This is a genomic window from Paraburkholderia sp. WC7.3g, assembly GCF_050436345.1.
Classification (GTDB): Bacteria; Pseudomonadota; Gammaproteobacteria; order Burkholderiales; family Burkholderiaceae; genus Paraburkholderia; species Paraburkholderia podalyriae.
Genome location: NZ_JBNDMA010000002.1, coordinates 4,189,658 through 4,209,574, shown reverse-complemented (window position 1 = coordinate 4,209,574; position 19,917 = coordinate 4,189,658). Strand labels below are relative to the sequence as shown.

Genomic DNA, 19,917 nt, shown 5'->3' with positions numbered 1-19,917 from the left:
TGAACATGATTCATTCGGAAGAACTCGCGAAAAAATTTGGCAAGGTCGCAGTGCTGCTTGGCGGTGATTCCGCCGAGCGCGAGGTGTCGCTCAATTCCGGGCGTCTCGTGCTGCAAGGTCTGCGCGACGCCGGCGTCGACGCGCATCCGTTCGATCCGGCGGAGCGTCCGCTGTCCGCGTTGAAGGATGAAGGCTTCGTGCGCGCGTTCAACGCGCTGCATGGCGGCTACGGCGAGAACGGCCAGATCCAGGGCGCGCTCGACTTTTACGGCATCCGCTACACCGGTAGCGGCGTGCTCGGCTCGGCGCTCGGTCTCGACAAGTTCCGCACCAAGCTCGTGTGGCAGCAACTCGGCATTCCGACGCCACCGTTCGAAGCGGTGCTGCGCGGTGACGACTACGAAGCGCGCGCCAGGGAGATCGTCGCGAAGCTCGGTTTGCCGCTGTTCGTGAAGCCGGCGAGCGAAGGTTCGAGTGTTGCCGTGATCAAGGTGAAGAGCGCGGACGCGCTGCCGGCCGCGTTGATCGAAGCCGTGAAGCACGATCGGATCGTCGTGGTCGAGAAGAGCATCGAAGGCGGCGGCGAGTACACCGCGTGCATCGCCGGCAATCTGGACCTGCCGGTGATCCGCATCGTGCCGGCCGGCGAGTTCTACGACTACCACGCGAAGTACGTCGCCAACGACACGCAGTATCTGATTCCGTGCGGTCTCGGCGCCGAAGAGGAAGCGCGCCTGAAGGTGCTCGCGCGCCGCGCGTTCGACGTGCTCGGCTGCACCGACTGGGGCCGCGCGGACTTCATGCTCGATGGCGAAGGCAAGCCGTACTTCCTCGAAGTGAATACAGCGCCTGGCATGACCGATCACTCGCTGCCGCCGAAAGCGGCGCGCGCGGTCGGCATCAGCTATCAGGAACTGGTGGTCGGCGTGTTGGCGCTGACGCTGCAGGATTAACCAAGGCAATCGCAAGCAACACCATGTGGAACAACGTTCGCCAGCTCAATCTCGCCAGCAATGCGTTGCACGCATTGCTGGTGCTCGTGCTGCTGGCGGCGGGCGGTTACTGGCTGATCCAGCGCCCGAATTTCGCGCTGCGCGAGATCCAGATCGACGGCGACACCGAGCACATCAATTCGCCGACGGTGCGCGCCGGCGTCGTGGGGCGCCTGAAGGGCAACTTCTTCACGGTCGATCTCGACGTCGCGCGGCAGGCGTTCGAGCAGATGCCGTGGGTGCGTCACGCGAGCGTGCGGCGCGTGTGGCCGAATGCACTGGCTGTCACGCTCGAGGAGTACAAGCCGCTTGGCACGTGGGGCAGCGATCAGCTGGTGAGCGTCGACGGCGAGCTGTTCACCGCGAACCAGGGCGAGCTCGACGGAGACCTGCCGGCGTTCGACGGCCCGGACGGTACGGCGAAGGAAGTCGTCGCGCGCTATCACGACTTCCAGAAGTGGTTCTCGGCGATCCACGAGACGCCCGAGGAAGTGACGCTGTCGCCGCGCTACGCGTGGACGGTGAAGCTGTCGAACGGCACGCAGGTGGAGTTGGGCCGCGAACGCAATCAGGACACGCTGGCCGATCGCAGCAAACGCCTGACCGCGGCATGGAGCGCGGTGACGCAACGTTGGGGAAAGGATATCGAGTATGCGGACTTGCGCTATCCGAACGGTTTCGCGATTCGTGCCGCTGGCATGCGCTTCATCAGCGAATCCGACAAGGGCAAGAAGTAAACGGACATCACACGCACTGAGCACGCTATGAGTAAAGACTATAAGGATCTGCTGGTCGCCCTCGACATCGGGACGTCGAAGGTAGTGGCCATCGTCGCCGAGTTGAAGGGCGAGGGTCACTACGAGGTGATCGGTCTCGGCCAGAGCGAATCGAAGGGGCTCAAGAAGGGCGTGGTGGTGAATATCGAAGCCACCGTGCAGTCGATTCAGCGCGCGCTCGAGGAAGCCGAGCTGATGGCCGACTGCAAGATCACGAACGTGTTCACCGGCATCGCCGGCAGCCATATCCGCAGCTTCAATTCGAGCGGCATGGTCGCGATCAAGGAGAAGGAAGTCACGCAGGCGGACGTCGCGCGCGTGATCGAAACGGCCAAGGCGATCAACATCCCGACCGACCAGCAGGTGCTGCATATCCTCACGCAGGAATTCATCATCGATGGTCAGGAAGATGTGCGCGAACCGATCGGCATGAGCGGCATCCGTCTCGAAGTGAAGGTGCATATCGTCACCGGAGCGGTCAGCGCGGCGCAGAACATCGTCAAGTGCGTACGCCGCTGCGGTCTCGAAGTGAACGACCTGATTCTGCAGCCGCTCGCGTCGTCGCTCGCGGTGCTGACGGAAGACGAAAAGGAACTAGGCGTGGTGCTGGTCGACATCGGCGGCGGCACGACGGACATCGCGATCTTCAGCGAAGGCGCGATTCGCCACACGGCCGTGATTCCGATCGCCGGCGACCAGATCACGAGCGACATCGCGATGGCGCTGCGCACGCCGACGCCGGATGCCGAAGACATTAAGGTCGACTACGGCATCGCCAAGCAGGCGCTCGCCGATCCGGACGAGATGATCGAAGTGCCGGGTCTCGGCGAGCGCGGTCCGCGCACGCTGTCGCGCCAGGCGCTGGCGGCCGTGATCGAGCCGCGCGTCGAGGAGCTGTTTTCGCTCGTGCAGCAGGTGGTGCGCGAGTCGGGTTACGAGGAACTGCTCAGCTCGGGCGTCGTGCTGACGGGCGGCGCGTCGATGATGATCGGCATGGTCGAGCTTGGTGAGGACATTTTCCTGAAGCCGGTGCGCATTGGCGTACCAGAGTATGCGGGCGGTCTCGCCGACGTCGTGCGCAATCCGCGCTATTCGACGGCGATGGGCCTGCTCGTCGAAGGACGCTCGCAGCGTATGCGCGGGCGCAAGGTTGCGGTGCAGTCGGGGTCGATGGGACAGGTGTTCTCGCGCATGAAGGACTGGTTCCTCGGCAACTTCTGACCACGGGTTTCGAGAAATTCGCGCTGGTGCCGGCGGCCGGCGCGCGACAGGGGGTTGCCCGATCTCCTGCCGGATAACGCCGAGTGGCGGTAACTTTTTATCTTGACGGAGGCAACATGGAATTCCAGATGCTGGAAACCGAAACGAGCGGCACCATCATCAAGGTCGTCGGAGTCGGTGGCGCTGGCGGCAATGCCGTTCAGCACATGATCAACAAAGGCGTGCAAGGCGTCGACTTCATCGTGATGAACACGGACGCGCAGGCGCTGTCGCGTTCGCGCGCCACCGCGGTGATCCAGCTCGGCAACACGGGTCTGGGCGCGGGCGCCAAGCCGGAAATGGGCCGCGCCGCCGCTGAGGAAGCACGCGAGCGTATCGCCGACGCACTGCGCGGCGCGCACATGGTGTTCATCACCGCCGGTATGGGTGGTGGCACCGGCACGGGCGCGGCACCGGTCGTCGCGCAGATCGCAAAGGAAATGGGTATTCTGACCGTTGGCGTCGTCAGCAAGCCGTTCGAATTCGAAGGCGGCAAGCGTATGCGCGTGGCGGAAGCCGGTTCGCAGCAACTGGAGGATCACGTCGACTCGCTGATCGTCGTGCTGAACGACAAGCTGTTCGAGGTGATGGGCGACGACGCCGAGATGGACAAGTGCTTCCAGTGCGCTGACGACGTTCTGAACAACGCGGTCGCGGGTATTGCGGAAATCATCAACGTCGACGGTCTCGTCAACGTCGACTTCGAAGACGTGAAGACCGTGATGGGCGAGCAGGGCAAGGCGATGATGGGCACGGCGACCGTTGCCGGCGTCGATCGCGCGCGTCTCGCGGCCGAACAGGCCGTCGCGAGCCCGCTGCTGGAAGGCGTCGATCTGTCGGGCGCGCGTGGCGTGCTGGTCAACATCACGTCGAGCCGTTCGCTGCGTCTGTCGGAAACGCGCGAAGTGATGAACACGATCAAGAGCTATGCCGCGGAAGATGCAACGGTGATCTTCGGCGCCGTGTACGACGATGCGATGGGCGACGCGCTGCGCGTGACGGTCGTCGCAACGGGCCTCGGCCGCGCGGCGAAGAAGCAGCAATCGGCACCGATGACGCTGCTGCGCACCGGCACCGACAACCAGCCGATCGGCGCGATGGCGCATGCGGCGTACGCACCGGCGGCAGGCCATGCCAGCACGGCCGACTACGGCGCGCTCGATACGCCGGCAGTGTGGCGCACGTCGCGCGACACGGCGGCCTCGCATGTGCAGGCGCTGCAGGAAAAGGGCGTCGATACGTACGACATTCCGGCATTCCTGCGCAAGCAGGCGGACTGAGCGCACGGGCTTCGTTGCCGCGCTGCGAGTTGTGCCGCAGTGCAGCGCTGGCGGACGAATGCACGAGCGTGGCGGGTGAACGGCAAGCAGGTCGCGTATCGTCTGATTCGCGGCAGGGGCAACTACCCTCTGCGAATTAGCGAAGCGGACGGAGTGACTGCCGCCGAACGGCATGGCCTGGAGTTGAATGGGCCGAACCGGAATTCACTGCGACACGAGGACGTGCGAGCGTGCTTCGCATCGATGCAAAGGACTGAGCATGATCAAGGAAGGTGAAAAGCTGCCCGACGCGACGCTTTTCGAGTACGTCGAAGACGACCGGGCGGGCTGCACGATCGGACCGAACAGTTTCGACGTGCGCGAGCAGACGGCGGGCAAGCGCGTGGCGATCTTCGGATTGCCCGGCGCGTTCACGCCGACCTGTTCGGCCAAACATGTACCGGGCTATGTCGAGCATGCCGAGCAGTTGCGCGCTGCCGGCATCGACGAAATCTGGTGCGTGTCCGTCAACGACGCGTTCGTCATGGGCGCGTGGGGACGCGATCAGCACACCTCGGGCAAGGTGCGCATGATGGCGGACGGTAGTGCGGCTTTCACACGGGCGCTTGGTCTGGAGCAGGATCTGTCGGCGCGCGGCATGGGAGTCCGTTCCCTGCGCTACGCGATGGTGGTCGACGACGGCGTGGTCAAGACGCTGAACGTCGAGGCTGCCGGCAAATTCGAAGTCAGCGATGCGGCGAGTATTCTCGCCACGTTGAGCTAGTTGCTGAGCTCGCACCTTCGCCGCGACCCGCGCTTATGCCGCGTGGCGCCATGGCAACGGTGATTGCGACGCTTTTGTGACAGGCCGTTACGCGGGCCGATGACCGGAAACGCCTCCGTTCCGGGGCATCGGCCCATCACGCTTTGCGTCGCTGTGCCCCGCTGGTAATGCAGCGAAACAGTTTGATACGTTCCTCGCAAAGACGATGGTTTGGGGATTGGAGTATAATTCGTGCTATGAATTAAAAAGTCCTGATTAGGATTTTCAATCGAATAGAAGACCACCATGTTGAAGCAGCGCACAATCAAATCGATCGTCAAGACTGTCGGCATCGGCTTGCACTCCGGCCGCAAAGTCAATCTGACGCTCCGTCCGGCGGCGCCGGGCACTGGCATCGTGTTTTCGCGCGTGGATTTGCCCACGCCGGTGGACATTCCTGCGTCGGCGATGGCGATTGGCGATACGCGTCTGGCTTCGGTGTTGCAGAAAGACGGCGCGCGCGTGTCGACCATCGAGCATCTGATGTCCGCCTGCGCCGGTCTTGGCATCGACAATCTTTACGTCGAGGTCACCGCCGAGGAAATCCCGATCATGGACGGCAGCGCGGGTTCGTTCGTGTTCCTGATCCAGTCGGCGGGAATCGAAGAACAGAACGCGCCGAAGAAATTCATCAAGGTCACGAAGCCGGTCGAAATTCGCGACGGCGACAAGTTCGCACGCCTCGATCCGTACTTCGGCTTCAGGCTCAAATTCACGATTGACTTCCGCCACCCGGCTGTGGACAAAACCGGCCAGGCGCTGGAAGTGGATTTCGCCAATACGTCGTATGTACGCGAAATCGCGCGTGCCCGCACGTTCGGCTTCGCGCATGAAGTGGAAATGATGCGTGAGCTCGGCCTCGCGCGCGGCGGCAGCATGGACAACGCGATCGTGCTCGACGAATACCGCATCCTGAACAACGACGGCCTGCGTTACGAGGACGAGTTCGTCAAGCACAAGATGCTCGACGCGATCGGCGACCTGTACGTGGTCGGTCACCCGCTGCTCGCGTCGTACACCGCGTACAAGTCGGGCCACGGTCTGAACAACGCGCTGCTGCGCGAACTGCTCGCGCACGAAGACTCGTACGAAATCGTCACATTCGACGACACACAGAAGGCCCCGCGCGGCTTCGCGTACGAAACGCAGACGGCGTTCGCATAACGCCGGTGTGACTGGCAAGCAGATGAAAACGGCCCCGCGGGGCCGTTTTTCGTTGAGTGTTCAGCGATTGCGCCGATGCCGCGCGGCCATGCGCGCGAGTGCTTCCTGCAGCGGTGATGGCGCGAGCGATTCGCTCAACGCCCGCAGCGCGTCGGCGCCGGCCGGCGTCATGCGCGCCTGCTTGACGGGCGGCGGTTCCTTCAGCGGCTGAGGCCGCACGCGAATCTTCAGCGCCTGCACGGGCCAGCCGCGCTGCTGCAAATCCGCCAGCAGCCGCGGCTCCAGATGCCGCAGACGGGCCGCGAGCGCGTTATGCGCGGCGAACAGAGCCAGTACGCCTTCCTTGATGAAGCCGGGTTCGACGCTCGTCGCCAGATAATCGGGCAGCAGCTCGCGCAGATCCTTCTCGAGCGCGGCGATCTGCTCGACGCCCGCGCGCAGCGCGGCGAACGCATCCGTGCGGCCGAGTACCTCGGCAAGCGGTTGCGGGCGGCGCCGATCGAACTGCTTCGGCGGCCTTGAAAAGGACGAAAAACGGCTCATGTTTGGGATTGACGACCCGAGCTCGCCCCATGCGCGCTCACCCCGAGATTGTACCGCGCGGGCAGCTCGCCAAACCGGTCCGCGGCGCGCTGGAGATTGCCGGGCGGGGCTGGCGGAGGCCGGCGCCGTCAAGCCTGTGACACGAGCGCAGCCGGAGGCGCGTGCTAAAATGCCCGATTCGAATTCACTCTTGGACTAAGCCGCCGAGGACTTTCCGACCGAGGCGCGGTAGGCGCGAAGCGCACACCGCGAGCCAGCCGAAGCCGCGACGCAGACACCGATCCGATGACCACCGGTTTTCTACAGAAGATTTTTGGCAGCCGTAATCAGCGGCTAGTCAAGCAATATCAAAAGACCGTCGCGGCGATCAATGCGCTCGAGCCGCAGATCGAGCAATTGACGGATGACCAACTGCGCGCCAAAACGGGTGAATTCCGCCAGCGCGTCGCGAGCGGCGAATCGCTCGACAAGATCCTGCCGGAGGCGTTCGCGGTCTGCCGCGAGGCCAGCAAGCGGGTGCTGAAGATGCGCCACTTCGACGTGCAGCTGATCGGCGGTATGGCGCTGCACTACGGCAAGATCAGCGAAATGCGCACCGGTGAGGGCAAGACGCTCGTCGCGACGCTGCCGGTCTACCTGAACGCGCTGTCGGGCCGCGGCGTCCACGTGGTCACGGTCAACGACTACCTCGCGCAGCGCGACGCGGAATGGATGGCGCGTCTGTATAACTTCCTCGGTCTGTCGGTCGGTATCAACCTGTCGCAGATGGAGCACACGGCGAAGCAGCAAGCGTACGCCGCTGACATCACCTACGGCACCAACAACGAATTCGGCTTCGACTACCTGCGCGACAACATGGTCTACGAGACCGACGCGCGCGTGCAGCGCAGCCTGAACTTCGCGGTCGTCGACGAGGTGGACTCGATCCTGATCGACGAAGCGCGTACGCCGCTGATCATCTCCGGCCAGGCCGAAGATCACACCGAACTCTACGTGCGCATGAACGCGCTGCCGCCGCTGCTCGAGCGCCAGATCGGTGAAGAGAAGGCGGACGGCACCGGCGTCGAGAAGCCGGGCGACTACACGCTGGACGAAAAAGGCCGTCAGGTCTTCCTGACCGAGTCGGGCCACGAAAAGGCCGAGCGCCTGCTCTCTGAGTGGGGCCTGATCGGCGACGGCGAAAGCCTGTACGCGCCGCAGAACATCACGCTGATGCACCACGTGTACGCCGCGTTGCGTGCGCACACGCTGTTCTTCAAGGATCAGCACTACGTCGTGCAGAACGGCGAAGTGATCATCGTCGACGAATTCACCGGCCGTCTGATGGCCGGCCGCCGCTGGTCGGACGGTCTGCACCAGGCGGTCGAGGCGAAGGAGCACGTGAAGATCCAGAGCGAGAACCAGACGCTCGCATCGATCACGTTCCAGAACTACTTCCGCATGTACGCGAAGCTGGCCGGCATGACCGGCACGGCCGACACCGAAGCGTACGAATTCAACGAGATCTACGGTCTCGAAACGGTCGTGATCCCGACCAACCGTCCGCCGAAGCGGATCGACAAGCAGGATCAGATCTACAAGACCGCGAAGGAACGCTACGACGCGGTGATCCGCGACATTCGCGAGTGCTTCGAACGCGGTCAGCCGGTGCTGGTCGGCACGACGTCGATCGAGAACTCGGAGCTGCTGTCGCATCTGCTAAAGCAGGTCAGCTTGCCGCACGAAGTGCTGAACGCGAAGCAGCACGCGCGCGAAGCGGAGATCGTCGCCGAGGCGGGCCGTCCGCAGCGCATCACGATCGCGACCAACATGGCCGGCCGTGGTACGGACATCGTGCTCGGCGGCAACGCGGAGAAGCAGGCGTCGTTCATCGAGCAGGACGAAACGCTCGCCGAGGACGAAAAGCAGCGCCGCATCCAGAAGCTGCACGACGAATGGCAGACGCTGCACGATCAGGTGAAGGCCGCAGGCGGTCTGCACATCATCGGTACCGAGCGTCACGAGTCGCGCCGTATCGACAACCAGTTGCGCGGCCGTGCGGGCCGTCAGGGCGACCCCGGTTCGTCGCGCTTCTATCTGTCGCTGGAAGATCCGCTGCTGCGCATTTTCGCGGGCGATCGCGTGCGTGCGATCATGGACCGGCTGAAGATGCCGGAAGGCGAGGCGATCGAAGCGGGCATCGTGTCGCGCTCGATCGAATCGGCGCAACGCAAGGTCGAGGCGCGCAACTTCGATATTCGTAAGCAATTGCTCGAATACGACGACGTGTCGAACGACCAGCGCAAGGTGATCTACCAGCAGCGCAACGAATTGCTGGAAGCGAACGACATCACCGAGACCATCACGGCGATGCGTCACGGTGTCATCAGCGACATCGTGCATCAGTTCGTGCCGGCGGGCAGCATCGAAGAGCAGTGGGACGTGCCCGAGCTCGAGGAAGTGCTGCGCAACGAATGGCAGCTCGACCTCGCGATCCAGGAAATGATCAACGAGTCGAACTCGATCAGCGTGGAAGAGATTCTCGAAGCGGTCGAGGCCGCCGCGGACGAAGGGTACGAGGCGAAGGTCCAGTTGGTCGGCCGCGAATCGTTCAGCGCGTTCGAGCGCTCGATCATGCTGCAGACACTCGACCGCGCATGGCGCGAGCATCTGGCCGCGCTCGATCATCTGCGTCAGGGCATCCATCTGCGCGGCTATGCGCAGAAGAACCCGAAGCAGGAATACAAGCGCGAGGCGTTCGAACTGTTCGCTGCGATGCTCGACGCCGTGAAGCTCGAAGTCACGCGCATCGTGATGAACGTGCAGATCCAGTCGCCGGAGCAGCTCGAAGCGGCCGCGGAGCAGATGGAAGAGCAGGGCGGTCATCTGGAGAACGTCGAATTCCGTCATGCCGAGTTCGCGGAAGCCGGCGCCGCGGCGCCCGTCGCGGCCGAAGCGGCCACCGCCGCGATGATCGGCGACGCGATGAGCCACGGTCACGGCCACGGCGCCGCGCCGCAGGCGGCCGTGCGCATGAACACCGACAGCGTGCCGAAGGTCGGCCGCAACGACCCGTGCCCGTGCGGCAGCGGCAAGAAGTACAAGCAGTGCCACGGCAAGATCGCCTGATGGCGATGCGGCGCGCTTCCGGGCGCGCCGTGTCGTTTTTGAGCGCCGCTTGGCCGTTTTGATTTCGCGGGTGACCCGGCAGCACGCCCGGATCATCAGTTCCGTTTCCCCGATGCCGGCGTCCGCCGGCATTTTCTTCGACAGGTCGCGACCATGGCTGTCAACTTTCCCTCGATCGATCCCCCTCAACTCCACCCCGTAGCCGGCGTCTCGCTCGGCTGGGCGGAAGCGAATATCCGCAAGCCGAACCGGAAGGACGTGCTCGTCATTTCCTTCGACGAAGGTGCGACGGTAGGCGGCGTGTTCACGCAGAACCGCTTCTGCGCGGCGCCCGTCACGGTCTGCCGCGAGAACCTGCAGCGCGTGCGCGCGGGCGGCAAGCCGATTCGCGCGCTGGTGATCAACACCGGCAACGCGAACGCGGGCACCGGTGAGCCGGGCCTCGCGGCGACGCGCGAAACCTGCGCGGAACTCGCTCGTCTCGCCGACATCGCGCCCGAGCAGGTGCTCCCGTTCTCGACGGGGGTGATTCTCGAGCCGCTGCCGGTCGATCGTCTGAAGGCCGGTTTGCCGGCCGCGCTCGCGAATCGCAAGGAAGCGAACTGGTACGACGCGGCGCAGTCGATCATGACGACCGACACGCTGCCGAAGGGGAGCTCGCGCCAGGTCACGATCGACGGTCACACGGTCACGCTGACCGGCATCAGCAAGGGCGCTGGCATGATCAAGCCGAACATGGCGACCATGCTCGGCTTTCTCGCGTTCGACGCGGCCGTCGCGCAGCCGGTGCTGGACGAGCTCGTGAAGCACGTCGCGGACCGCTCGTTCAACTGCATCACGATCGATGGCGATACGTCGACCAACGATTCGTTCATCCTGATCGCGTCGGGCAAATCGAGCCTGTCCGCGATCACGTCCACCGATTCGCCCGCTTATGCAGCGCTGCGCGACGCGGTGACCGACGTCGCTCAGAACCTCGCGCAACTGATCGTGCGCGACGGCGAAGGCGCGACCAAATTCATGACCGTGCATGTCGAAGGCGGTTCGAGCGTCGGCGAATGCCGCCAGATCGCTTACGCGATCGGCCACTCGCCGCTCGTCAAGACGGCCTTCTATGCATCGGACCCGAACCTCGGCCGCATTCTCGCGGCCATCGGCTATGCCGGCGTGGACGATCTCGATGTCGGCAAGATCGATCTGTATCTGGACGACGTGCTGGTCGCGACTGCCGGCGGCCGCAACCCGACCTACCGCGAAGAAGACGGGCAGCGCGTGATGAAAAAGAGCGAGATCGGCATCCGCGTCGTGCTCGGCCGCGGCAATGCGCAAGCCACGATCTGGACCTGCGATCTGTCGCACGACTACGTGAGCATCAACGCCGACTACCGCTCGTAATCAGGTTCAAAGCGCGGCCGCGGGCCGCCTACTTACCATGGACAAACTCGAACAGTTTCTGAACCGGGCCGAAGCCGTGCTCGGCCGCCTGGAAGCGATGCTTCCGCCCGCCGCGCCGGACATCGATTGGTCGGCTGCGGTCGCTTTCCGCTGGCGCAAGCGTCAGGGGCGCGGCTACTTGCAGCCGGTGCACGCCATTTCGCCGATCACGCTCGACGACCTGCAGAACATCGATCGCCAGAAAGGGTTGATCGAACAGAACACGCGCCAGTTCGTGCGCGCTCAGCCGGCCAACAATGTGCTGCTGACGGGCGCGCGCGGTACCGGCAAGTCGTCGCTGATCAAGGCGTGTCTGAACGCGTACGCGAAAGACGGCCTGCGCCTGATCGAAGTGGACAAGGACGATTTGCACGACCTCGGCGACATCGTCGATCTGATCGCCAAACGTCCGGAGCGCTTCGTCGTGTTCTGCGACGACCTGTCGTTCGAAGAAGGCGAGTCGGGCTACAAGGCGCTGAAGGTCGCGCTCGATGGCTCGGTCGCGGCGCAGTCCGACAACGTGCTGATCTACGCGACGTCGAACCGCCGCCATCTGCTGCCCGAGTACATGAGCGACAACGAGACCTATAAGCACACCTCGGACGGCGAAATTCATCCGGGCGAACTGGTCGAAGAGAAAATCTCGCTGTCCGAGCGTTTCGGGCTGTGGGTCAGCTTCTATCCGTTCAAGCAGGACGACTACCTGACGATCATCGCGCACTGGCTGCGCCATTTCGGTTGCGACGACGCCGAGATCGAATCGGCGCGCGGCGATGCGCTGGTGTGGGCGCTCGAACGCGGCTCGCGCTCGGGGCGGGTCGCGTGGCAGTTCGCGCGCGACTGGTCCGGCCGTAAGACGCCAGCATGAGCGAAACACGCGAGAACGCCGGCAAAATCGGCGCGGGCCGTCCGGTCACCGAAGTCGCGGTCGGCGTGCTGATGCAGCCAGATGGGCGGTATCTGCTTGCGCAGCGTCCGGCCGGCAAGCCGTACGAGGGCTACTGGGAGTTTCCGGGCGGCAAGCTCGAAGCGGGTGAATCGGTCGAGGCCGCGCTTGTGCGAGAGTTGCACGAGGAGTTGGGAATCGAGGTCGAGGTGAGCCATCTGTGGCATACGCTCGAACACGATTATCCGCACGCCTATGTGCGCCTCTTCTTTTGCAAGGTGACGCAGTGGTCGGGCGAACCACACGGGCGGGAAGGACAGGCTTTCGCGTGGCAGAGCTTGCCTGCGGATGTCTCGCCGCTGCTGCCGGCCACGATCCCGGTGCTGGAGTGGCTCGCGGCCGAGAAGAAGTGATCGATTGAACGAAGTGGTTGAAAAGGCCAGGCGGTAGCGGGCGCTGTCTCGGCAGCGTCGGTCCGCGTGGCTTTTTTACCGGCCCGCTCAGTGCGGGTTGTAGTCGCCGCGCGGGGTTTCCTCTTCGGACGAAGACCCTTCCTGTTCGTTGCCGCCAATGCGGTATTTTTCGGCGGCCCATGCGCCGAGATCGGTCTGCTTGCAGCGCTCGGAGCAGAAAGGACGGAAGCGGCTCTCAGGGGTCCAGCGGACATCTTTACCGCAGGTAGGACATTTGACGACGGTAGGCATACGGTCGGACGGTCAATCGCGAACGGAACAAGTAACGAATATAGGGCTATTTCGCGCCGCTTCAAAGGCGCGTTCCGTCAAATTCGGCGTGCGCTTCTGGATGCGGCGGTAGTTGATCATCCGTTACAAACTGCACAGCGTAAGCTGGAACGGCACGTCGACGTCGACCGCGCGTGGCCGCAGATCGCCGTCCTGCACTGTGAAGCGCACCCACAGCATGTACTTGTTGGCGCTCGCTTCAGGAATCACGCGCAATTCAGGAGCAATGCGAACCTGCATCAATTGATACGAGCGGCCCGACAGCATTTGCTGATAGCTGCCTTGCATCGCCATGACCTTCGACGCCTGGCCCGACTCGCGCGCGAGCCGCAGCACGATCGTGGCCGCGTCGCGCAGCGGCAAAAGCGGTGTCACCCACTTGGCGATGTCCTGGCGACGCTGATCGGGATGCAACTGTTGCCAGGCGTAATACGACGGCAGGTCGAATTTGCAGGTACCACCGGGGATGATTGCGCGGCTGCGAATGCTCGCGAGCCACTCGTTGTCTGCAAGATGCTGGCCGGTTTTGCCTTGCATCTGCGTGAGACCCGCGAGGGTCTGCTCGATTTCGCCGAGCACCGCTTCGAGCGCGCTCTGCTCGATGCCCGGATTGCCCCGAAACGGCGCGAGCGTTTGCCGTTGCCGCTCGAGCTCTTTCATCAGATCCGACTTCAGATCCGCGCGACCCGCCACTTCGGAGATTTCGAATAGCGTTGTCAGTGCGACGTGATGTTCCCTCGCGTCTTCCTGAGTCAGAAAGAACGTGAAACGCTCGAACAGATCTTCGAGCCGCAACAGCGTCCGGATTCGCTCATTGAAGGGGTACTCGTAAAGGATCAAGCGGGCTCGCCTCGGGCGTGGTCGGTGACAGGAATGCAAAACATTCTAATGCCGCGGGACTACCCAAGCAATCACGCACTTTTTCTGCGCGCTTTTGCAACTTTTTTCGTGAGTTCACGGTGTTCCTGAGCGCTTCGGCTCTCGCGTGCGCGCAAAGTTCTCCTTCACAGGGCGTCGTATGCGCTTCATGCCCGCGGCGAAATGGCCGACCTGTGCCCGGCGCGCGCTATAACTCGGCGTCGCCCTTCGCAAGCGACAGATACGCTTGATGGTGAGCGTCCACCTGCGCCTCGAGTTCCTCGAGCGGCGCATTGTCATTGACGATCACGTCGTCGGCGGCGGCGAGGCGCGCTTCGCGCTTGACCTGGCGCGCGATGATCGCGAGCACCTGCTCACGGCTGAAGCCGTTGCGGCTCAACACACGCGCGATCTGCGTGTCGACGGCGCAATCGACGGTGAGCACGCGATTCACCCGGTTCTTCCATGTCCCGGACTCGACCAGCAACGGCACCACGACGATCACATAGGGCCCTTGCGCTTCGCGCTCTTCGCGCTCGGTTTCCGCGCGAATCAACGGATGCGTGATGGCTTCGAGACGCTTGCGCGCGGTCTCGTCGCTGAACACGAGCGTGCGCATGCGCGCGCGATCGAGCGAGCCATCGGCGGCGACGAACTCCGCGCCGAATTCGGCGGCAATGTGCGGCATCGCCAGGCCATGCGGCGCGGTGATGCGATGCGCGATCACGTCCGTGTCGACGAGCGGTACGCCGCGCACGGCGAACAGATTGGCCACCGTCGATTTGCCACTACCGATGCCACCTGTGAGTCCGACAACGAACATGGTTCAGCCTCCGAGAGCCAGGTAAAGCGGCGTGCCGACAAATAGCGTGAGCGCACCGCCAGCAGCGAGAAACGGCCCGAACGGCAGCGGCTCCTCGAAGCGCATACGGCCGCGCCACGTCGCCGCGAGGCCGATCACGGCACCGGCCACCGCGGCGATCAGCACGATCTGCGGCAGTGCGGGCCAGCCGAGCCACGCGCCGAGCGCGGCGAGCAGCTTGAAGTCGCCATAGCCCATGCCTTCGAAGCCGCGCACGAGCCTGAAGACCCAATGTACGGCCCACAACACCAGATATCCGAAGATGGCCCCGAGCACCGCGTCGTGCAGATTCGTGAACATGCCGTTGAAATTGACGATCAGGCCGGCCCACAACAGCGGCAGCGTCAAGGAATCGGGCAATAGATGCGTGTCGATGTCGATCGCGCTCATCGCGAGCAACGTCGCACACAGGCCGAAGGCGGCGAGTGCCATCAGCGTCGGGCCGAACGCTGTCAGTGCGCCTGCCGCGAAAGCGGCGCTCGCAATTTCGAGCAGCGGATAGCGCGCGCTGATGTGCGTGCCGCACGCGGAACAACGGCCGCGCAACAGCAGATAGCTCAGCACCGGCAAGTTTTCCCAGGCGCTCAACACGTGGCCGCAATGCGGGCACGCACTACGGGGCACCCACAGGTTGTAGCGCGCGGGCAGTCCGTCGTCGGGCTGCGGCTCGTCGGTGGCCTCGTTGATTTCGGCGAGCCACGCGCGCTCGAGCATGATCGGTAACCGATGCACGACCACGTTCAGGAAGCTGCCAATCACGAGGCCGAGCGCGATCGCGAACGCGACCTGCACGCCGGCGGGCAGGCTCGCGAACGCGACGCCGATATCGCTGGCAAAGCGGCCCGGCAGTAAGCCCGCGAGCAGGCTGGAAGAAGTTTGTGACACGAGCGGAGGAGGAGCCTGCATGGTGATGGAGTGGATTCGGCTGCGATGCTACACCACGTTGCCGAGTTGAATAATGGGAAGATACATCGCGATGACGAGGCCGCCGACCAGCGTGCCGAGCACGACGATCACGAGCGGTTCGCACAGGCTCGATAGCGTGCCGATCCTGTCGTCGACCTGGCGATCCGCAAGCGACGCGACATCGAGCAGCATTCTGTCGAGCGCGCCGGATTCCTCGGCGACCGCAACGGGCTGCACGACCTCGGGAGGAAAGCAGTGGGCCGCGCGCATCGCCGCGGCGAGTCGTTCACCGCGGCGCAGTCTCATGGCGATGGTTGCCGTTGCACGATCGAAGAATGCATTGCCGGTCGCCTGCGTGAGCGAATCGAACGCGTCGGCGAGCGGTGTACCGGCGGACAGCAACGTGCCGAGCGCGCGACTCCAGCGCGCGGCGCACAACGTGCGCAGCAGCGGGCCGGCCACCGGCAGGTTGAGCGACACGCGCCCGAAGCGGATGCGCGCGCTTGCCGAACGGCGCAGCACCAACGAGATGGCCGAACTCGTTGCGACCATCAGTACGAACAGCGGCACACTCCAGCGCGCGGCGGCCGTCGAGAGCGCCAGCACGAACTGCGTCGGCGCGGGCAGCTTCGCGCCGAAGCCATCGAAAATCTGCTTGAACGTCGGCACGACCCACACCAGCAACGCAGCGGTAATCGCGACCGCGAGCAGCAGGATCGCGACCGGATAGGTGAGAGCCGCGCGCACTTTCGCGCGCTGCGCGGCGGCGCGTTCGCGATCGTCGGCGAGGCGGGCGAGCACGGTGACGAGCGCACCTGCCGCTTCGCCCACTTCGACGAGCTGGCAGTACAGCGCATTGAACTGCGCCGAGTGCCGCTGCAAGGCCGCCGAAAAGCGCAGGCCGGCGGTGATGTCGCGCGCGACGGTGCCGACGATGCGCGGCATGCCTTGCCGCTGGCCCGACGTCGGCGCCTGCGCGAGTAGCTCAAGCGCGGGCGCGAGCGGCAAACCGGCACGCAGCAGACTGGACAGTTGTCGCGTGAATAGCGTGACATCGGCAGCGCTGGTCTTCGGGAGTGGCGCCGGCCCTTGCGTTGCGAGTTCGACGATAAAGAGGTTGTCGCGTTTGAGTATCGTGCGCGCGGCGCTCGCGTCGGGTGCGATCAGCGTGCCGCTGCGGCGCACGCCGTCCGCGTCGACGCCGCGCCATTTGAAGCGCAGTTCGGCTGCGACCGGCTGTGTCGGTGACAGCGCGGCGGTACTCATGCGACCTCCGTGGCGGCGAGCGCTTCAGCGAGACTTGTGGTGCCGTCGCGCACACGCGCAAGCGCCGCGTCGCGTAACGTAGCGACCTGTTCGGTCTGGGCGAGGCGTGCCAGCTCGTGCGCCCCCGCGCTTGCGACGATCAGCTCGCGCATCGCATCGGACACCGGCATCACCTGATGGATGCCGACGCGCCCCCGATAGCCGATACCGTGGCAAACCGCGCAGCCGGTCGCCGCATACGGTTGCCAGCCGTCGAGCGCATGTTCGCCGAAGCCCGCGGCATGGAGCGCAGCCGCTGAATGCGGCGCGGGCGCGCGGCACGCGACGCACAGTCGCCGCACGAGGCGCTGCGCGGTCACTATGCGCAGTGCCGCTGCAAGGTTGTACGGCTCGACACCGATATCGATGAGCCGCGCGATGGCCGCGGGCGCGTCGTTCGTATGCAGCGTGGACAGCACGAGATGACCGGTTTGGGCGGCCTTCACGGCGACGTCGGCGGTTTCGTTGTCGCGAATTTCGCCGACCATGATGATGTCCGGGTCCTGACGCAGGAAAGCCCGCAGCGCGACCGCGAAAGTCAGTCCGGCTTTTTCGCGCACGCTGACCTGGTTGATGCCGGCCAGCTGGATCTCGGCCGGGTCTTCCACTGAGCAGAGGTTGCGCGCCTCGCCATTCAGCAGATTCAGGAAGCAGTACAGCGACAGCGTCTTGCCGCTGCCTGTCGGTCCGGTGACGAGCATCAGGCCGTGCGGTGCGCGGATCGCGGCGTCGACGGTATCACGCTGTGCCGGATCGAGGCCGAGCGAATCGAGCGAGAGATCGGCGGGCAACGCGTCGAGTCGCCGTAGCACGAGCTTTTCGCCGAACAGCGTCGGCAGCGAATTGACGCGGTAATCCTCGAACCGTCCTGGCGATGTCGCGAGGCGTAGCCGGCCGTCCTGCGGCACGCGTCGCTCGGCGATGTCCATGCGCGCGAGCACCTTCACACGCGTGACGAACGCGTCGCGCAGATGCGCGGGCGGCCGCGGGATTTCATGCAGCACGCCGTCGATACGTAGCCGCACACGCCAACCATGCTCGGCCGGCTCGATGTGGATGTCCGACGCATTGCGCCGCGTCGCTTCGTGCAACGTGTCGGTCAACAGACGCACGGCTGGGGCGTTGTCGGGATCGTTCAGACTCGTTGCGCTGGTTTCGCCGTCGACAGCGGGTGGGCGCGGCAATGCCGCGGCGGTGGCAAAGGGTGTTTGCATGAGAGACCGGTGATGAGCCGCCTGTAGAACATGACGGCTTCATCTTCCGGTTGCGGGCGTCCGAATGCCATTCGGCCATTCGGCTAATGGTGCGTGTCGCGAGCCTGTGCGATGCTGACTGTGAATCAGCGAGCGCCGGCGACAGGTTCAGCTGGACCGTGCTTTACCGGTCTTCGTGCGCGACGGCGATTTGAACAGCTTGACGGTGCGGATCGCCTGATCGTCGCTGCGCATCACTTCGAGCTTGGTGTCGCCGATGCGCACGCAGACGTCGCCGTCGGGGATGTCTTCGAGGATTTCGAGAATCAGGCCGTTGAGGGTCCTGGGGCCGTCGGTGGGCAGCGCGAGTTGCAGCCAGCGGTTCAGCTCGCGCAACGGCATGCTGCCCGCGACGATGCATTCGCCCGCCTCGTTCCAGCCGCCGCGCGAACTGGCGCCACGCGGAATCGACGTGGTGAATTCGCCGATCAACTCCTCGATGATGTCCTCTGGCGTGACGAGACCTTGCAGTTCGCCGTATTCATTGACGACGAGCGCGATCCGCTGCCGGCTCTCCTGAAAGTATTGCAGCTGCTGGAACACCGGCGTGCCGCTCGGCACGAAGTACGGCTCGGCGAGCAGCTCGCGCAGGGTATCGCGTTCAAGCTCCTGGTTGTGCAGCGCTGACAGCGTCTTGCGCACGTGTAGCACACCGAGCACGCGGTCGATGTCGCCCTGGTAGACGATCAGCTTGTTGTGATAGCAGGTCTCCAGTTGATGCAGGATCTGTTCGAACGGGGCGTCGAAGTCGAGCGCCTCGATACGGCGGCGCGGGATCATCACGTCATCGACGGAGATGTTTTCGAGGTCGAACAGGTTCAGCAGGATGCTGCGGTGTTTGGTCGGCATGAAGCTGCCCGACTCGAGCACGATGGTGCGCAGTTCCTCGGTGGACAGCCGCTGGTCGCGCGCGCCCTTCGTATTGATGTGCAGCACGCGCAGGATGCCGGTGGCGAACAGGTTGACGAACCAGATCAACGGTCTTGCGACGCGCATCAGCGGGGCAATCAGCAGGCTCGCGGGTAGCGCGATTTTCTCGGGAAACGTCGCGCCGACGATCTTTGGCGTGATTTCCGCGAAAACGATGATGAGGAATGCGACGATACCGGTCGCTATCGACAGCACGAGGCTATTGCGGCCGAACGTATGCAACGCGACAGATGTGGTCAGTACCGGAATGATCGTGTTGAACAGGTTGTTGCCGATCAGGATCACGCTCAGCAACTGATCGGTTTTCGCGAGCAGGCCTTGGGTCGTTTTCGCGCCGAGCGTGTTTTTGCTGGCGAGATGTTTGAGGCGATGACGATTGAGCGCCATCATCGCTGTCTCGGAAATGGAAAAGAAGGCGGAGCAGACGAGCAGCAGAAGGACGGCGCCGATCTGCGCCCATAAAGGAAGTTGTTCCACGCGTCGGGAAAAATAAGGGAAAGGATGGAGAGAATATAGCAGAGGGGGCTGTGCGTTCCGCCGTGGACGGCGGCTGCCGCGAGAGCTGCGATATGCGCGCCGCCAGAAGGGAAAGACAGCGGCGCAGCGCAGTATTGAAGCAGCGAAATTCGCCGCGCAAAACAAAAAACCGCCGAGCAATGCTGCGGCGGTTTTTGAAACCTGAGTGAACAAGGTGAATCTGGTCGGGGTGAGAGGATTCGAACCTCCGGCCTCTACGTCCCGAACGTAGCGCTCTACCAGGCTAAGCTACACCCCGATTTGGTACTGCCGACTCGACTCGGACTGATTCGCCGGTT

Annotated in this window: 18 protein-coding genes and 1 tRNA gene; 10 read left to right on the top strand and 9 right to left on the bottom strand. The window is 64.0% G+C overall.

The window, feature by feature from the left end:
• Positions 1–5 precede the first annotated feature (5 nt).
• The 6 genes from OKW43_RS31025 (at position 6) to lpxC (ending at position 6,274) form a co-directional block, all read left to right on the top strand.
• Positions 6–953: a D-alanine--D-alanine ligase gene (locus OKW43_RS31025; protein WP_376776422.1), complete on the top strand. Its 948-nt coding sequence runs from the start codon at positions 6–8 to the stop codon at positions 951–953.
• Positions 954–976: 23 nt separating this feature from the next.
• A complete protein-coding gene (locus tag OKW43_RS31020; protein WP_187636744.1) occupies positions 977–1,729 on the top strand; it encodes a cell division protein FtsQ/DivIB in 753 nt (250 codons plus the stop codon).
• A gap of 27 nt (positions 1,730–1,756) precedes the next feature.
• Positions 1,757–2,989 carry a cell division protein FtsA gene (gene ftsA, locus OKW43_RS31015; protein ID WP_008921172.1) on the top strand — a complete coding sequence of 411 codons (1,233 nt, stop codon included), beginning with the start codon at positions 1,757–1,759 and terminating at the stop codon, positions 2,987–2,989.
• A gap of 116 nt (positions 2,990–3,105) precedes the next feature.
• Positions 3,106–4,308 carry a cell division protein FtsZ gene (ftsZ, locus tag OKW43_RS31010; protein ID WP_184006597.1) on the top strand — a complete coding sequence of 401 codons (1,203 nt, stop codon included), beginning with the start codon at positions 3,106–3,108 and terminating at the stop codon, positions 4,306–4,308.
• Positions 4,309–4,567: 259 nt separating this feature from the next.
• On the top strand, positions 4,568–5,071 hold the full coding sequence (locus OKW43_RS31005) for a peroxiredoxin (RefSeq protein WP_187636743.1): 504 nt from the start codon (positions 4,568–4,570) through the stop codon (positions 5,069–5,071).
• 285 nt (positions 5,072–5,356) lie between these two features.
• Entirely contained in the window at positions 5,357–6,274 is a 918-nt protein-coding gene (lpxC, locus tag OKW43_RS31000; RefSeq protein ID WP_187636742.1) for a UDP-3-O-acyl-N-acetylglucosamine deacetylase, read from the top strand.
• Positions 6,275–6,334: 60 nt separating this feature from the next.
• Here lpxC and OKW43_RS30995 read toward each other — a convergent pair whose 3' ends face one another.
• A complete protein-coding gene (locus OKW43_RS30995; RefSeq protein WP_187636741.1) occupies positions 6,335–6,817 on the bottom strand; it encodes a DciA family protein in 483 nt (160 codons plus the stop codon).
• A gap of 285 nt (positions 6,818–7,102) precedes the next feature.
• On the opposite strand from OKW43_RS30995, the gene secA reads away from it, so the two are divergent.
• The 4 genes from secA to mutT all read left to right on the top strand — a co-directional run bounded on the left by secA (position 7,103) and on the right by mutT (position 12,658).
• Positions 7,103–9,925, top strand: coding sequence for a preprotein translocase subunit SecA (gene secA, locus OKW43_RS30990; RefSeq protein ID WP_429451620.1), 2,823 nt, complete (start codon positions 7,103–7,105; stop codon positions 9,923–9,925).
• A gap of 153 nt (positions 9,926–10,078) precedes the next feature.
• Entirely contained in the window at positions 10,079–11,320 is a 1,242-nt protein-coding gene (gene argJ / locus OKW43_RS30985) for a bifunctional glutamate N-acetyltransferase/amino-acid acetyltransferase ArgJ (protein WP_187636738.1), read from the top strand.
• Positions 11,321–11,357: 37 nt separating this feature from the next.
• Positions 11,358–12,227, top strand: a complete 870-nt coding sequence (locus OKW43_RS30980; protein WP_184022871.1) for an ATP-binding protein — start codon at positions 11,358–11,360, stop codon at positions 12,225–12,227.
• On the top strand, positions 12,224–12,658 hold the full coding sequence (gene mutT, locus OKW43_RS30975) for an 8-oxo-dGTP diphosphatase MutT (protein ID WP_187636737.1): 435 nt from the start codon (positions 12,224–12,226) through the stop codon (positions 12,656–12,658). Before OKW43_RS30980 ends, mutT begins: the two co-directional genes overlap by 4 nt.
• An 87-nt stretch (positions 12,659–12,745) precedes the next feature.
• Here the strand turns inward: mutT and OKW43_RS30970 are convergent, their stop codons facing one another.
• The 8 genes from OKW43_RS30970 to OKW43_RS30935 form a co-directional block, all read right to left on the bottom strand.
• Positions 12,746–12,949, bottom strand: coding sequence for a DNA gyrase inhibitor YacG (locus tag OKW43_RS30970; protein WP_187636736.1), 204 nt, complete (start codon positions 12,947–12,949; stop codon positions 12,746–12,748).
• Between the two features lie 123 nt (positions 12,950–13,072).
• Complete coding sequence (gene zapD / locus OKW43_RS30965; RefSeq protein ID WP_187636735.1) at positions 13,073–13,828, bottom strand: cell division protein ZapD; 756 nt, start codon at positions 13,826–13,828, stop codon at positions 13,073–13,075.
• 226 nt (positions 13,829–14,054) lie between these two features.
• Entirely contained in the window at positions 14,055–14,669 is a 615-nt protein-coding gene (coaE, locus tag OKW43_RS30960) for a dephospho-CoA kinase (protein WP_429451617.1), read from the bottom strand.
• 3 nt (positions 14,670–14,672) lie between these two features.
• A complete protein-coding gene (locus OKW43_RS30955) occupies positions 14,673–15,614 on the bottom strand; it encodes a prepilin peptidase (protein WP_187636733.1) in 942 nt (313 codons plus the stop codon).
• A gap of 27 nt (positions 15,615–15,641) precedes the next feature.
• Complete coding sequence (locus OKW43_RS30950) at positions 15,642–16,880, bottom strand: type II secretion system F family protein (protein WP_187636732.1); 1,239 nt, start codon at positions 16,878–16,880, stop codon at positions 15,642–15,644.
• Positions 16,877–18,133, bottom strand: a complete 1,257-nt coding sequence (locus OKW43_RS30945) for a GspE/PulE family protein (RefSeq protein ID WP_429451614.1) — start codon at positions 18,131–18,133, stop codon at positions 16,877–16,879. Before OKW43_RS30945 ends, OKW43_RS30950 begins: the two co-directional genes overlap by 4 nt.
• Positions 18,134–18,280: 147 nt before the next feature.
• A complete protein-coding gene (locus OKW43_RS30940; RefSeq protein WP_187636730.1) occupies positions 18,281–19,579 on the bottom strand; it encodes an HlyC/CorC family transporter in 1,299 nt (432 codons plus the stop codon).
• 221 nt (positions 19,580–19,800) lie between these two features.
• Positions 19,801–19,877 (bottom strand) — tRNA-Pro (locus tag OKW43_RS30935).
• Positions 19,878–19,917: the final 40 nt, after the last annotated feature.

What these genes read in the sequence shown, in the direction of transcription:
- OKW43_RS30970 (WP_187636736.1), bottom strand. Translation starts at nt 12,949, where the DNA reads ATGCCTACCGTCGTCAAATGTCCTACCTGCGGTAAAGATGTCCGCTGG.
- OKW43_RS30980 (WP_184022871.1), top strand. Translation starts at nt 11,358, where the DNA reads ATGGACAAACTCGAACAGTTTCTGAACCGGGCCGAAGCCGTGCTCGGC.
- secA (WP_429451620.1), top strand. Translation starts at nt 7,103, where the DNA reads ATGACCACCGGTTTTCTACAGAAGATTTTTGGCAGCCGTAATCAGCGG.
- OKW43_RS30995 (WP_187636741.1), bottom strand. Translation starts at nt 6,817, where the DNA reads ATGAGCCGTTTTTCGTCCTTTTCAAGGCCGCCGAAGCAGTTCGATCGG.
- OKW43_RS30950 (WP_187636732.1), bottom strand. Translation starts at nt 16,880, where the DNA reads ATGAGTACCGCCGCGCTGTCACCGACACAGCCGGTCGCAGCCGAACTG.
- lpxC (WP_187636742.1), top strand. Translation starts at nt 5,357, where the DNA reads ATGTTGAAGCAGCGCACAATCAAATCGATCGTCAAGACTGTCGGCATC.
- OKW43_RS31025 (WP_376776422.1), top strand. Translation starts at nt 6, where the DNA reads ATGATTCATTCGGAAGAACTCGCGAAAAAATTTGGCAAGGTCGCAGTG.
- mutT (WP_187636737.1), top strand. Translation starts at nt 12,224, where the DNA reads ATGAGCGAAACACGCGAGAACGCCGGCAAAATCGGCGCGGGCCGTCCG.
- OKW43_RS31005 (WP_187636743.1), top strand. Translation starts at nt 4,568, where the DNA reads ATGATCAAGGAAGGTGAAAAGCTGCCCGACGCGACGCTTTTCGAGTAC.
- OKW43_RS31020 (WP_187636744.1), top strand. Translation starts at nt 977, where the DNA reads ATGTGGAACAACGTTCGCCAGCTCAATCTCGCCAGCAATGCGTTGCAC.
- coaE (WP_429451617.1), bottom strand. Translation starts at nt 14,669, where the DNA reads ATGTTCGTTGTCGGACTCACAGGTGGCATCGGTAGTGGCAAATCGACG.
- OKW43_RS30955 (WP_187636733.1), bottom strand. Translation starts at nt 15,614, where the DNA reads ATGCAGGCTCCTCCTCCGCTCGTGTCACAAACTTCTTCCAGCCTGCTC.
- ftsA (WP_008921172.1), top strand. Translation starts at nt 1,757, where the DNA reads ATGAGTAAAGACTATAAGGATCTGCTGGTCGCCCTCGACATCGGGACG.
- ftsZ (WP_184006597.1), top strand. Translation starts at nt 3,106, where the DNA reads ATGGAATTCCAGATGCTGGAAACCGAAACGAGCGGCACCATCATCAAG.
- OKW43_RS30945 (WP_429451614.1), bottom strand. Translation starts at nt 18,133, where the DNA reads ATGCAAACACCCTTTGCCACCGCCGCGGCATTGCCGCGCCCACCCGCT.
- argJ (WP_187636738.1), top strand. Translation starts at nt 10,079, where the DNA reads ATGGCTGTCAACTTTCCCTCGATCGATCCCCCTCAACTCCACCCCGTA.